The sequence below is a fragment of the Streptomyces sp. NPDC002730 genome (assembly GCF_042888805.1).
In the GTDB taxonomy this organism is placed as follows: domain Bacteria; phylum Actinomycetota; class Actinomycetes; order Streptomycetales; family Streptomycetaceae; genus Streptomyces.
Map to the genome: position 1 here is coordinate 692,067 of NZ_JBIAQG010000002.1, position 13,495 is coordinate 705,561.

At 70.7% G+C, this 13,495-nt stretch carries 10 protein-coding genes; all 10 read left to right on the forward strand.

Features of this window, described 5'->3' with window-relative positions; genetic code table 11:
• The first annotated feature begins 4 nt into the window (after positions 1–4).
• The 10 genes from ACFYXH_RS07985 (at position 5) to ACFYXH_RS08030 (ending at position 13,435) form a co-directional block, all read left to right on the forward strand.
• Positions 5–901, forward strand: a complete 897-nt coding sequence (locus ACFYXH_RS07985) for a carbohydrate ABC transporter permease (protein ID WP_389561241.1) — start codon at positions 5–7, stop codon at positions 899–901.
• A 6-nt stretch (positions 902–907) separates the two neighbouring features.
• Positions 908–2,173 carry a 6-phospho-beta-glucosidase gene (locus ACFYXH_RS07990; protein WP_389561242.1) on the forward strand — a complete coding sequence of 422 codons (1,266 nt, stop codon included), beginning with the start codon at positions 908–910 and terminating at the stop codon, positions 2,171–2,173.
• Positions 2,164–3,147, forward strand: a complete 984-nt coding sequence (locus ACFYXH_RS07995; RefSeq protein ID WP_389561243.1) for an N-acetylglucosamine kinase — start codon at positions 2,164–2,166, stop codon at positions 3,145–3,147. Before ACFYXH_RS07990 ends, ACFYXH_RS07995 begins: the two co-directional genes overlap by 10 nt.
• A gap of 99 nt (positions 3,148–3,246) precedes the next feature.
• Positions 3,247–3,942, forward strand: coding sequence for a phytanoyl-CoA dioxygenase family protein (locus ACFYXH_RS08000; RefSeq protein ID WP_389561244.1), 696 nt, complete (start codon positions 3,247–3,249; stop codon positions 3,940–3,942).
• Between the two features lie 239 nt (positions 3,943–4,181).
• A complete protein-coding gene (locus tag ACFYXH_RS08005) occupies positions 4,182–5,573 on the forward strand; it encodes a hypothetical protein (RefSeq protein ID WP_389561245.1) in 1,392 nt (463 codons plus the stop codon).
• Between the two features lie 11 nt (positions 5,574–5,584).
• Positions 5,585–6,595, forward strand: a complete 1,011-nt coding sequence (locus ACFYXH_RS08010; protein WP_389561246.1) for a glutamate ABC transporter substrate-binding protein — start codon at positions 5,585–5,587, stop codon at positions 6,593–6,595.
• 74 nt (positions 6,596–6,669) lie between these two features.
• Positions 6,670–7,956, forward strand: a complete 1,287-nt coding sequence (locus tag ACFYXH_RS08015) for a hypothetical protein (RefSeq protein WP_389561305.1) — start codon at positions 6,670–6,672, stop codon at positions 7,954–7,956.
• A 50-nt stretch (positions 7,957–8,006) separates the two neighbouring features.
• Entirely contained in the window at positions 8,007–10,604 is a 2,598-nt protein-coding gene (locus ACFYXH_RS08020; RefSeq protein ID WP_389561306.1) for a tetratricopeptide repeat protein, read from the forward strand.
• 3 nt (positions 10,605–10,607) lie between these two features.
• Positions 10,608–11,990 carry a PP2C family serine/threonine-protein phosphatase gene (locus ACFYXH_RS08025; protein WP_389561247.1) on the forward strand — a complete coding sequence of 461 codons (1,383 nt, stop codon included), beginning with the start codon at positions 10,608–10,610 and terminating at the stop codon, positions 11,988–11,990.
• 86 nt (positions 11,991–12,076) lie between these two features.
• Entirely contained in the window at positions 12,077–13,435 is a 1,359-nt protein-coding gene (locus ACFYXH_RS08030) for a VWA domain-containing protein (RefSeq protein ID WP_389561248.1), read from the forward strand.
• Positions 13,436–13,495 lie beyond the last annotated feature (60 nt).

The window sequence follows — 13,495 nt, forward strand, 5'->3', positions numbered from 1 at the left end:
CGTCATGACCCAAGTCCTGACCGCCCCCACGGCTTCCGAGGCGATCTCCCGGTCCCCCGCCGCCCGCTCCGCGCGCCGCAAGGCCCTGCTCCAGTGGGTCGCGGTGCACTCGCTGGGGATCGCGGCCGCGCTCTTCTTCGTGCTGCCGTTCGTCTTCCTCTTCCTGACGTCGGTGATGAGCGACCAGCAGGCGCTCACCCGCGATCTGTGGCCGCAGAACTGGGAGTGGAGCAACTACGCGGACGTCTGGAACACCCCGGGGTTTCTGACCTGGTGGAAGAACACCCTGCTGTACGCGGGCGTTGGCACCGTCCTCACGGTCGTCTCCTCGGTCCCGGTGGCGTACGCCCTGGCCAAGTTCCGCTTCCGCGGCCGCCAGCTGTCGCTGATGCTGGTCATCTCGATGATGATGCTGCCGCAGCAGGTGACCATCATTCCGATGTATCTGTTCTGGGCGAAGCAGTTCGACTTCTCCGGGACGCTCTGGCCGCTGATCATCCCGATGGCGTTCGGCGACGCGTTCTCGATCTTCCTGCTGCGCCAGTTCCTGTTGACCATCCCGAACGAGTATCTCGACTCGGCGAAGGTCGACGGCTGCGGTGAGTTCCGCACGCTGATCAAGGTGGTGCTGCCGATGGCCAAACCGGGCATCGCCGCCGTCGCGCTCTTCCAGTTCTTCTACGCCTGGAACGACTACTTCGGCCCGCAGATCTACGCCTCGGAGAACCCGGCCGCGTGGACCCTGTCGTACGGCCTGGAGTCCTTCAAGGGCGCGCACCACACCGACTGGAATCTGACCATGGCCGCGACCGTACTGGTCATGGCCCCCGTGATCCTCGTCTTCTTCTTCGCCCAGAAGGCGTTCGTCGAGGGCGTCACGCTGACCGGAGTGAAGGGCTAAGAACTGATGAAGCTCGCAGTCGTGGGTGGCGGATCCACCTATACCCCAGAGTTGATCGACGGCTTCGCCCGGCTGAGGGACACCCTCCCGATCAGTGAACTGGTCCTCGTCGACCCGGCGGCCGACCGGCTCGAGCTGGTCGGCGGTCTGGCGCGGCGGATCTTCGCCAGGCAGGGACACGACGGGAAGATCGTCACCACCTCGGACCTGGACGCGGGTGTCGCCGACGCCGACGCGGTGCTGCTGCAGCTGCGCGTCGGCGGGCAGGCGGCGCGGAACCAGGACGAGACCTGGCCGCTGGAGTGCGGCTGCGTCGGACAGGAGACGACGGGTGCGGGCGGCCTCGCCAAGGCGCTGCGTACCGTCCCGGTCGTCCTCGACATCGCCGAGCGGGTGCGCCGTACCAATCCGAACGCCTGGATCATCGACTTCACCAACCCGGTGGGCATCGTGACCAGGGCGCTGCTGCAGGCCGGCCACAAGGCCGTCGGTCTGTGCAATGTCGCCATCGGCTTCCAGCGCAAGTTCGCGGGGCTCCTCGAAGTCGCCCCGGCCGACATCCACTTGAACCATGTGGGCCTCAACCACCTGACGTGGGAGACGGGTGTGCGGCTCGGCGGCCCCGAGGGCGAGGACGTACTGCCGAAGCTGCTGGCCGGACACGGTGACGCGATCGCCGACGATCTGCATCTGCCGCGTGCGGTGCTCGACCGGCTCGGTGTCGTCCCCTCGTACTACCTGCGCTACTTCTACGCGCACGACGAGGTCGTACGAGAGCTGAGGACGAAGCCTTCGCGGGCCGCCGAGGTCGCGGAGATGGAGAAGCAGCTGCTCGAGATGTACGGCGACCCGGCGCTCGACGAGAAGCCGGAGCTGCTCTCCAGGCGCGGCGGCGCCTTCTACTCGGAGGCGGCCGTGGACCTGGCGGCCTCGCTGCTGGGCGCAGGCGGCAGCCCGTACCAGGTGGTGAACACCCTCAACAAGGGCACGCTGTCCTTCCTGCCGGACGACGCCGTGATCGAAGTACAGGCCGCCGTCGGCTCGCAGGGCGTGACACCGCTGCCCGTGCCCGAAGTCGACCCGTTGTACGCGGGGTTGATCGCCCAGGTGACGGCGTACGAGGACCTGGCGCTGGAGGCCGCCCTGCGCGGCGGCCGCGACCGCGTCTTCAAGGCCATGCTGTCGCATCCGCTGATCGGCCAGTACGAGTACGCCGAAGCGCTCACCGACAAGCTGATCGCGCACAACCAGGAGCACCTCGCGTGGGCGTGAACGCCGCAGTCCTCGCCATCGACGCGGGCAACAGCAAGACCGACATCGCCTTCGTCGGCGACGACGGCTCGGTCCTTGTGTCGTCCCGCGGGCCCGGCTTCCAGCCGCCGAAGGTCGGCGTCGGGGCGGCGCTCGATGTGCTCGGCACGACTGTCGGCGAGGCGCTGGCGAAGGCACGCGCCCACGGCGCTGCCATCGACGGCGTCGAGCATGTGTCGGCCTGTCTCGCCAATGCCGATCTGCCGGTGGAGGAACGGGAGCTGACGGCCGCTCTGCACGCCCGCGAGTGGGGCCGTACGACTGAGGTGCGCAACGACACCTTCGCCATACTGCGCGCGGGCGTCGACGAGCCGCGGGGTGTCGCGGTGGTGTGCGGCGCGGGCATCAACTGCGTCGGCATGCTGCCGGACGGCCGTACCGCCCGCTTCCCCGCGATCGGCAAGATCTCGGGGGACTGGGGCGGGGGTTCGGGGCTCGCGGAGGAGGCGCTGTGGTTCGCGGCGCGGGCGGAGGACGGCCGCGGCGAGCCGACGGCCCTGGCCCGTACGCTGCCCGCGCACTTCGGACTGGACTCCATGTACGCGCTGATCGAGGCGCTGCATCTGGAGCACATCCCCTCGGCGCGCAAGCATGAGCTGACCCCGGTCCTCTTCGCCACCAGCGCCGAGGGCGATCCGGTCGCCCGCTCGCTGGTGCACCGGCTCGCGGAGGAGGTCGTCGCCATGTCCACGGTGGCACTCGCCCGGCTCGATCTGCTCGACGAGGAGGCGCCGGTGCTGCTGGGCGGCAGCGTCCTCGCGGCGCGGCACCCGGAGCTGGACGAGCACATCGGCAAGCTGCTCGCGGCCAAGGCGCCGAAGGCGGTCATCGAGGTGGTGACGGCCCCGCCGGTGCTGGGCGCCGCGCTGCTGGGGCTCGACCACATCGGGGCGTCGCCGGAGACCCGCGCCCGACTGCGCGCGCACTACGCATAGCGCATAGCGGGACAGGGGAGGACAGCAGGACCGCAGGAAAACGGGACGGCGGGAAAAACGGGATGCGTCGCCCATGTGCCCGGTATCAGGATCGGGGGCATGGGCGACGCATTGCGTGAACGGTTCGAGGCCGACGGGTTCGTGAAGCTCGAAGGAGCCTTCCCGGCGTCCGTGGCGCGGGAGTGCACTGACCTGCTGTGGGCCGAGACGGGGTGCGATCCGGACGATCCGGCGACCTGGACCCGGCCGGTGCACTGGGTGTGGGGCATGGCGCAGGAGCCGTTCATACAGGCCGTGAACACCCCTGTGCTGCTTGACGCGTTCGACCGGCTGGTCGGTCCCGGGCGGTGGGAGCCGCGGTACTCACTGGGGTCGTTCCCATTGCGCTTCCCGCACGAGGAGGAGCCCGACGACGCCGGCTGGCACATCGAGGGCAGCTACCAGCCGGAGGGAGCGAGCACGTACTACGCCAACCACCGTTCCAAGGGGCGGGCGTTGCTGATGCTGTTCCTGTTCAGCGAGGTCGGCGAGAGGGACGCGCCGACCCGGATCCGGATCGGTTCGCACCACGACATCCCGGCGCTGCTCGCTCCGTACGGTGAGGAAGGCGTCTCGATCATGGAGATCGGCCCGGCGATCGACGCGGCGTCCGCGCACCGCGAGACGGCGTACGCGACGGGCCGGCCCGGCGACGTCTTTCTCTGCCATCCCTTCCTGGTGCACGCCGCGCAGCCGCACCACGGCACGAGGCCCCGGTTCATGGCCCAGCCTCCGCTGTATCCGGCCTCCGCCTAGGCCCCCCGGGCGCGGCGTCCGGCATCCGTGCAACGGGAACCGATCAAGGCGCTGAAGCGTATTCATGGTGGGGAGAGTGGTGGGGAGAACGGCCTGGCAGGATCCTGAATTGCTGCGACTGCAACAAGATCCAGTCAATCGTGCTGTGAATGTCAGTCACTGCGGCCATACTGCTGACCGGGAGTCGTCCCCCACCCGCCGGGGGGCGGGCCGACGTCAGCGACCGAGGGGGAGGTCACGTGACATACCCGCCGACTGCGCGCACCGCGCCCCAAGCGGCTGCGGCGTATGCGCCCGCACAGCCGCCGGCCCAGCCACCCGCCCACCGCGGCGCATGGGCCGAGGGCAAGGAGCGGCTGCGTACGGCTGCGACGACCGAGCCCGGCCGGCTGCAGATCATCGGGGCCGTGCTGGCCGCGCTGGTGGTGGCGTTCGGCGCGGTGACCGCGTTCGAGATCTCCGACCGGGCGGCCGCGGCCGACGATGTGGTGAGCCGCAGCCAGCCGCTGAGCGCGGACGCCGCGTCCATCCACCGCTCGCTGGCCGACGCCGACGCCGCGGCGGCCAGCGGCTTCCTCGCGGGTGCCGAAGAACCGCGCGTCATCCACGAGCGGTACGAAAGGGACATCACGGCCGCGTCCCGTCTGCTCATCAACGCCGCGGCGAATACCGACAGTTCGACCGAATCGGGCCGCGAGATAGCGACGCTCAATGAGCAGCTGCCGCGCTACACAGGCCTGATCGAGCGCGCCCGCGCCAACAACCGGCAGGGCCTGCCGCTCGGCGGCGCCTATCTGCGGTACGCGAACCTGAAGATGTCGACCGAGCTGCTGCCCGCCGCCGACAAGCTCTACAAGGCGGAGACGGCGCGACTCGGCCAGGACACCGGCGACGCGCGCGACTGGCCGTTCGCCTCGCTCGGTCTCGGCGTGCTGGCGCTGGCCGCGCTCGTCTGGGCCCAGCGGCGCAACTACCGGCGTACGAACCGCATGTTCAACCATGGGCTGCTGGCCGCCACAGCGGCCTCGACGATTGTCATCCTCTGGCTGATCGTGGGGCACACAGTGGCCCGCACCGAGCTGCAGGCCGCCATGGAGCGCGGACAGGATTCCCTGAAGACTCTCAACACCTCCCGGGTGCACGCGCTGCAGGCCCGTGCCAACGAGAACCTGACACTGGTGGCACGAGGCGCGGTCCTCACCCCGGACGGCAAGAACGACCAGTACGAGTTCACCTACAAGAACCGCATGGACGCCGTCAGTCTCACGCTCAAGTGGGCGAAGGACCTCGCCGACGACCCCGAGGGCCGCGGCCCCGTCGCGGACGCCACCACGGCCGTGGCCGAGTGGCGCACCCGCCATCAGAAGGCGCGCAGCACCGACAACGACGGCGACTACGAAGGAGCCCTGCAGCAGACCATCGGGGCGAAGAGCTCCACGGGCCAGTCCTTCGACAGGGTGGACGCGGCGCTGCGTCAGGCGATCGACCATGAGCAGAGCGAGTTCACGGCGTCCGCGGAGTCGGGGCGCGGGGCACTGTCCGGGCTGCCGGTCGGCGCCGCGGCGCTGGCTGTGCTGGGCGCGGCGGGAGCGATTCTCGGCATCAACCGCAGGCTTTCGGAGTACCGGTGAGAGGAGGCGCGATGACGGACATGAGGACCCGGTTCCGTGGCTGGGGCGGCGTCGCGGGGATGGCCGCGGCCTGCGCCCTGACCGCCGCAGCCACACTGCTGCCGCTGTCCCACGGCGCCGCGGACAACGCCGGTGCGGCGCTGGCCGGTCAGGGCGTGGCCTCGGCCCGGCCCGCCAAGGCCGACGACTGCGAGACGCCCGAGGCCTCGCTGCCGTCGTCGGCCGCCGACGGGCCGAACATCGACAAGATCGTGCAGCGGGGCAAGCTGATCGTCGGCGTCGACCAGAACAGCTACCGCTGGGGTTATCGCAATCCCGCCAGCGGCGGCCTCGAGGGCTTCGACATCGATCTCGCCCGGGCCATCGCCCGGGACCTCCTCGGCAGGCCGGACGCCGTCATCTTCCGCGCCATACCGACCAACCAGCGCATACCCGCGCTGAACAACGGCACGGTGGACATCGTCGTCCGTACGATGACGATCAACTGCGCCAGGATCAAGCAGGTCGCGTTCTCCACCGCGTACTTCCAGACCGGCCAGCAGGTGCTCGCGCCCAAGGGCTCGTCCATCACCGGCTACAACACGTCGCTCGCCGGGAAGAAGATCTGCTCGGCGGAGGGCTCGACGGCGTACGAGGCCCTGGAGAAGAGCTCCTTCGGAGCGACGTTCAAGGACGCGCACGACGGGCAGCCGCAGGACGAGGACCGGTTCACCGTGCCCAACCAGCTCGACTGCCTGGTCCGGCTCCAGATGGGCCTCGTCGACGCGGTCGTGACGGACGCCGCCCTCGCGGCCGGCCAGGCGGCGCAGGACCCTGCGGTCGAGCTCAAGGGCGGCAAGCCCTTCACCACCGAGTTCTACGGCGTCGCCACCAAGCTCGGCAACGACGACCTGGTGCGCCGGGTCAACAAGGTGCTCGACGACTACCGCAAGGGCCCCTGGACGGAGGCGTACAACAAGTGGCTGGTGGCCGATCTGCCCGGGATAACCGGGCCGCCGGCGCCCAAGTACCGCACCGGCTGACCTACGAACGACTAGTCCTGGCAGGAAGAGCGGAGAGGTGATCGATGGGCGTCGCGGGACCCACCGGGCCGGTGATGGACCGGGACGAGGTGGACCGTGCGCTGGCGCGGCTCGGCGCGGAGCACGAGGCGATCGAGACGTCGCTCCTCGCCCTGCAGGACCACGCGGGCCGCAGGCTCCTCGAAGGTGCCGGGCTGACGGGCGTCACCAAGGACCGCTGGGCCTCCACCGAGCAGGCGATAACGCTGCTGTGGGGGTACTTCGACGCGTACACCGCCGCCCTGAACGACACCCGTGAGCTGCGCGCCAGGCGGCGCTGGCCCAGTCGCGAGGACCTGGTGGAGCTGACCGACCGGCTGCGCGGCCGCAGCGTCACGATCGCCAGCTCCGCCGCTCACCCGGCTCCCTCGATCACCGGACCCGCCAAGCTCTCCGAGCAGTTCACGCTCGAGGAGCTGGTGGCCCGGATGAACGAGCTGTACGCGAGTTCGCTGGACATGGTGGTGACGGCCGACTCGGTGTGGTCCGCGCTGCCCGCCCGGATAGACCTGCTCTCCGCCGAGCTGCAGCGCACCCGCTCGCTCGCGCACTCCGTCGGCGTACGGCCCGGGGAGCACCCGGCCGGCGACGAGCTGGAGTCGATCACCCACGAACTGTCCACACTGCGCGCCCAGGTCATCTCCGACCCGCTGGCCTTCTGGCGGTCCGCGCCCGGCAGTTCGGCCCCGGGCGGCGGCCGGCCCGACACCGACCGCTACGACCGGGCGGCACGGGCCCTGGAGGACATCCGCCGGGAGATCGAGGCGGTGCTCCAGGTCCGGCAGGACTCGGAGGCGCGGCTGCTCCGGCTGCGCGATGTGCTCTCGCGCGCCGACCGGACGCTGACCGAGGCGCGTTCGGCGCGCGGCGAGGTGCTGGCGAAGATCGCGGCATCCGAGGTGCCCGCGGTCAGCGGCCCGCCGACCGTACTGCAGGAGCGGCTCGCCACCGCCGCCGAGTACCGCAGGTACTCCCAGTGGCACCGGCTCTCGCCGCTGCTGGAGTCCCTGGAGCGCGAGGCCGAGGACGAACTGCTGTGCGCCCGCGAGTCGTTGACCGCGGTTACGGCGCCGCTCGCGGTCCGCGCCGAGCTGCGCGGCCGACTGGACGCGTACAAGGCGAAGGTGGCCAGGCACGGGATGGCGGAGGATCCGCTGCTGATCGAGCGGTACGACGCGGCCCGCCGGATGCTGTGGAGCGCGCCGTGCGATCTGCGGGTCGCCGAGCAGGCGGTGCTGCGCTATCAGCAGGCCGCCGCGGAAGTACTGGTCCCGAAACAGTCCGGACCGTCCGGGCCCACTGACCGCAGGGGGGATTCGTGAGCGAGGACAAGCACTGTCAGCGCCCCGGTTGTGAGGGCTCCTACGAGGACATGGGCAGCGGTGAGCTGTACTGCGACACCTGCGGTCTTGCGCCCGTCGTCTCGCCCACCGGCATGGTCGTCTCGCAGCCCACCGGCATCACGGGCGGCGGCCGGGGCAGCAGTTCCGCACGGAGCAGTTCACGCTCCTCGCGGGCCTCGTCGCGCTCGTCGACCTCGCGGCGTTCCGTCTCCGGCCGGCTGTCGCGTTCGCTCTCCGGCAGCAGCACCTCGTCCCGTTCGGTCTCGGTGCGCAGCTCCGGCACCAGCTCCGGCGCGTCCGGCCGCAACCGCCTGGGGGCCGGCCTGGTCTCCGTACCGGATGTGCCGCGCCCCGATCCGCGCTCGGCGGTGATGGAGAACCCGGAGGTTCCGGAGCGGAAGCGGTTCTGCTCGCGCTCCGACTGCGGGGCTGCGGTGGGACGTTCGCGCGGTGAGCGCGCCGGCCGTACGGAAGGTTTCTGCACCAAGTGCGGGCACCCGTACTCCTTCGTTCCGAAGCTGAGCGAGGGCGACATCGTGCACGGGCAGTACGAAGTCATGGGCTGTCTCGCCCACGGCGGCCTGGGCTGGGTCTATCTGGCGGTGGACCGTGCCGTGTCCGACCGCTGGGTGGTGCTGAAGGGTCTGCTGGACACGGGCGACCAGGACGCGATGGCGGCGGCGATCTCGGAGCGCCGCTTCCTCGCGGAGATCGAGCACTCCAACATCGTCCGGATCTACAACTTCGTCGAGCACCTCGATCAGCGGACCGGCTCTCTCGACGGCTACATCGTCATGGAGTACGTCGGCGGAAAGTCGCTGAAGGAGATCGCCAACGACCGGCGCGGCGCGGACGGCAAACGCGACCCGCTGCCGGTCGAGCAGGCGTGCGCGTACGGCATCGAGGCGCTGGAGGCGCTCGGGCATCTGCACAGCAGAAACCTGCTGTACTGCGACTTCAAGGTCGACAACGCCATCCAGCAGCAGGATCAGCTCAAGCTCATCGACATGGGCGCGGTCCGCAGGATGGACGACGACGAGTCCGCGATCTACGGCACGGTCGGCTACCAGGCGCCGGAGGTCGCCGAGGTCGGCCCGTCGGTGGCCTCGGACCTGTACACGGTCGCGCGGACGCTGGCCGTGCTGACCTTCGACTTCCAGGGCTACACCAATGTGTTCGTGGACTCCCTGCCCGACCCGGAGAACATCCAGGTCTTCCGGACGTACGAGTCCTTCTACCGGCTGCTGGTGCGCGCGACGGACCCGGATCCGGCGCGGCGGTTCGCCTCGGCGCAGGAGATGGCGGAGCAGCTGACGGGCGTGCTCCGGGAGGTCGTGGCGATTCAGACGGGTCGCCCGCGGCCTGCGCTGTCCACGCTGTTCGGCCCAGAACTGCGGGTCACGGACACGCAGTTGTTCGCGGAGCTGACGGGAGACGTGTCGCAGCTGGGCGCGCGGGTGGTGCAGCCTTCGGGCCGCGGGCGCGCGACGGCGGCCGGGAACGGTTCGGCCGCGGTGGGGGCCGCTCCGGCGGCCCACCCCTGGGGCGCCGGAAGCGCCGGAGTCCCGGGCGCCGGAGTCGCCAACCCCTACGCGCCACCGGCCGCCGCGATCCCCGCGCCACGTGCGGAGGGCCTCGGCTCGCCGCCCGCCGGCCTGTCCCTCGCACCGCATCTCGCGGTGCTCGACACCCGGGCGACCTCGCTCGCGCTGCCGGTGCCGCGCGTCGACCCGAACGACCCCAACGCCGGTTTCCTCGCCGGCCTCATGGCCTCCGCGCCCGCCGAGCTGATCGCCGCGCTGCACTCCGCGGCCGCCAGTTCTCCCGAGACCCGGCTGCGCGAGCTGCGCGCCCGCCTTGAGATGCGCGAACTGGACTCCGCCACCAGGGCGCTGGCGACACTGGAGAGCCAGCATCCCGACGACTGGCGCGTCGTCTGGTACCGCGGTCTCACCTCGCTGGTGACCGGTGAGAACGAGGTCGCGGCGCTGTCCTTCGACGCGATCTACGACGCGTTCCCCGGCGAGCCCGCGCCCAAGCTGGCGCTGGGCGTCTGCGCCGAGGTGCTCGGCCAGCTGGACAACGCCGCGGAGTACTACCGCCTCGTGTGGACGACCGACCCGAGCTATGTCAGCGCCGCGTTCGGCCTGGCCCGGGTGCAGATCGCGGCGGGCGACCGGGCCGGAGCCGTACGGACCCTGGAGTCGGTACCCGAGGCGTCGATCCACTACACGGCGGCGCGGGTCGCGGCCGTACGGGCAAGGTTGCGGCGACGCGCCGCGAACGACCCCCTGATCGACGACCTGACGGCGGCCGCGGCGCAGGTGGACGCCCTGAAGGACTTCGGTCTGGACGCGGTGCGCCGTGAGCAGTTGTCCACAGAAGTACTCGGGACGGCTCTCGACTGGGTACTCTCCGGAAGTCCCGGAGCCCGGCCGTCCGTACCGACCGCACCGAACATACAGAGCGCAGCGACCTTGCTACTCGGCAGCGAACTGGACGAGCGCGGCCTGCGCTTCGGGCTGGAACGCTCCTACCGGGTGCTCGCCCGGCTCGCCCAGCGCGGCGAGGAGCGGATAGACCTGGTGGAGCGGGCGAACCGTTTCCGCCCCCGGACGTGGGTGTGATTGATGTCGTCGCAGAAGCAGCATCAGCTGGCCACCGGGGCGACATGCCCCAGCTGCGAGGAACCGCTGGAGACGGGTGACCTGTTCTGCGGTGCGTGCGGGTACGACCTGTCGGCCGCGCCCGCGCCCCGGGACGACCATCCCACCGTCGCCATCGGCACTCCCGTCGAGTGGCCGGCGGCCACCGGGACGGACACCTCGGGCACGCCCGCGCCGGTACATCTGCCGGACGATCTGGCGGGTACGGACTCGGGCGGCGGTCAGCTGTCCGCATCGGCCGTGCGGTACGACGATCCGCCCGGCCATGAGGCGTCCGCCGACGCCAGTGCCTCATCGAGCGGCGACTTCGAGCTGGCCGCGCCCGATGCGGGCACCGCCGTGACCGCCGACCCGCGCGCCGTGGACCCCGCCACCCCTTCCGCGCCCGGCGCTCGTTCCGCGCCCGGCACCAAGCTCTGTGTGGCCTGCCGCGCCGGCCATGTCGACACCGACGGCTACTGCGAGAACTGCGGCCACGCGCAGCCCCGCGAGCGCGATCACATGGAGCAGGAGCTGGGCTCGGTCGCCGCCGTCAGCGACCGCGGGCTGCGCCACCACCGCAACGAGGACTCGTTCGCGGTCTCCTGCACGGCTCTGCCGGACGGCTCACCCGCCGTCGTCGCGATCGTCTGCGACGGGGTCTCCTCGGCGACCCGCCCCGACGAGGCCTCGGAGGCCGCCGCGAGCGCCGCCAACGAGCTGCTGCTGGAGTCGCTGCCGCGCGGCACGCACCCCCAGCAGGCCATGCACGAGGCGATCATCGCCGCCTCCGAGGCGGTCAACTCCCTTGCCGTGGACCCCGGTCAGGCCGAGGCCATGGAGCACGATCCGCACCGCCATCAGAACGCACCCGCGTGCACGATCGTCGGCGCGGTGGCCGCCGCCGGTCTGCTGGTCATCGGCTGGGTCGGCGACAGCCGCGCCTACTGGGTGCCCGACGACCGCAGCGGCCCGCCCGCCCGGCTCACCGAGGACGACTCCTGGGCCGCCCAGATGGTGTCGGCCGGCCTGATGAGCGAGGCGGAGGCGTACGCCGACGAGCGCGCCCACGCCATCACGGGCTGGCTGGGAGCCGATGCGTACGAACTCGAGCCGCACACCGCCTCCTTCAAGCCCGACCGGCCCGGTGTGGTCGTGGTCTGTACGGACGGCCTGTGGAACTACGCGGAAGGCGCCGAGGAGATGGCCCGGGCCATCCCGGTGGGTGCCGCGGACCGGCCGCTGCACAGCGCGCAGGTACTGGTCGGTCATGCGCTCGACGGCGGCGGCCACGACAACGTAACAGTGGCCGTCCTGCCGTTCGCCGTGCCGCACCAAGGGGCAGGATCGGCCTACAACAAGGCTTGAGCCCCGATATGTCCGGCGAGCCGTCGCCCGCGGGACACCCGTGTCCTTTTCTCGCCGCCCCAGTGGAGCCTCAAGGAGCCGATCAGATGGCCAATTTCTCCAAATCCCAGGTGCCGCAGTTCTCCGTCGAGGTGTACCAGAACGAATTTCTGCCGGAGGGCGGCCGCGAGGTCAACGCGATCGTCACGGTCACCTCCACCGGAGGCGGCACCAGCGGCGGTGCGCCGCTGGCGGGAGCGTCGTCCTCCCCCTCGTACATACCGGGGCAGGCAACGAGCGCCGCTGTGGTGATCATGGTCGACTGTTCCGGCTCCATGGACTATCCGCCGACCAAGATGCGCAATGCGCGTGATGCCACGGCCGCCGCCATCGACACCCTGCGCGACGGTGTCGCCTTCGCGGTGGTCGCCGGTACGCATGTGGCGAGCGAGGTCTATCCCGGAGGCGGCCGGCTCGCGGTCGCCGATGCGCAGACCCGCGGCCAGGCCAAGGAGGCCCTGCGTCGGCTCAGCGCGGGCGGCGGCACCGCGATCGGCACCTGGCTGCGGCTGACCGACCGGCTGCTGGCCTCTTCCGACGTCCCGATCCGGCACGGCATCCTGCTCACCGACGGGCGCAACGAGCACGAGTCCCCGGAGGATCTGCGGGCCGCCCTGGACTCCAACGCGGGCCGCTTCACCTGCGACGCACGCGGAGTCGGCACGGACTGGGAGGTCAAGGAGGTCACCGGCATCGCCTCGGCACTGCTCGGCACGGCCGATATCGTCGCCGACCCGGCCGGGCTGGCCGCGGACTTCACCAGCATGATGGAGAACGCGATGGGCAAGGAGGTCGCGGATGTGGCGCTGCGGCTGTGGACGCCCGTCGGTGTGGAGATCAAGTTCGTCAAGCAGGTGGCGCCGACGGTCGAGGAGCTGACCGGGCGGCGTACGGAGGCGGGGCCGCGGGCCGGGGACTATCCGACCGGCTCCTGGGGTGACGAGTCCCGCGACTACCACGTGTGCGTCCAGGTGCCGGAGGCGGGCATCGGTCAGGAGATGCTGGCGGCCCGGGTCTCGCTGATCATTCCGGCGGCGGACGGCGGCGCTCCCGAGGTGCTTTCGCAAGGGCTCGTCAAGGCGGTGTGGACGGACGACATGGTGGCGTCCACCTCGATCAACCCCCAGGTCGCGCACTACACGGGGCAGGCCGAACTGGCACAAGTCATCCAACAGGGGCTGGATGCCCGCAAGTCGGGCGACTTCGACGGCGCGACCGCCAAACTGGGCCGTGCGGTACAGCTCGCGGCGGACTCGGGGAACGAGGACACTGCGAAACTCCTTTCGAAGGTGGTGGACGTCGTCGATGCGGCGACAGGTACTGTGCGACTGAAGGCGAAGGTCGCGGAAGCCGACGAGATGACCCTCGAAACGCGCTCCACCAAGACGGTTCGTGTGAAGAAGTAGCAGCAGAAACAGTGATGTGAACGGCCCTCGGGCCGAACAAGGAGAGGGGGAAGCGCCGAC

Bases quoted from the DNA above. Each gene is read 5' to 3' on its own strand.
- ACFYXH_RS07985 (WP_389561241.1), top strand. From the start codon at position 5: ATGACCCAAGTCCTGACCGCCCCCACGGCTTCCGAGGCGATCTCCCGG.
- ACFYXH_RS07990 (WP_389561242.1), top strand. From the start codon at position 908: ATGAAGCTCGCAGTCGTGGGTGGCGGATCCACCTATACCCCAGAGTTG.
- ACFYXH_RS08000 (WP_389561244.1), top strand. From the start codon at position 3,247: ATGGGCGACGCATTGCGTGAACGGTTCGAGGCCGACGGGTTCGTGAAG.
- ACFYXH_RS08010 (WP_389561246.1), top strand. From the start codon at position 5,585: ATGACGGACATGAGGACCCGGTTCCGTGGCTGGGGCGGCGTCGCGGGG.
- ACFYXH_RS08015 (WP_389561305.1), top strand. From the start codon at position 6,670: ATGGACCGGGACGAGGTGGACCGTGCGCTGGCGCGGCTCGGCGCGGAG.
- ACFYXH_RS08020 (WP_389561306.1), top strand. From the start codon at position 8,007: ATGGGCAGCGGTGAGCTGTACTGCGACACCTGCGGTCTTGCGCCCGTC.
- ACFYXH_RS08025 (WP_389561247.1), top strand. From the start codon at position 10,608: ATGTCGTCGCAGAAGCAGCATCAGCTGGCCACCGGGGCGACATGCCCC.
- ACFYXH_RS08030 (WP_389561248.1), top strand. From the start codon at position 12,077: ATGGCCAATTTCTCCAAATCCCAGGTGCCGCAGTTCTCCGTCGAGGTG.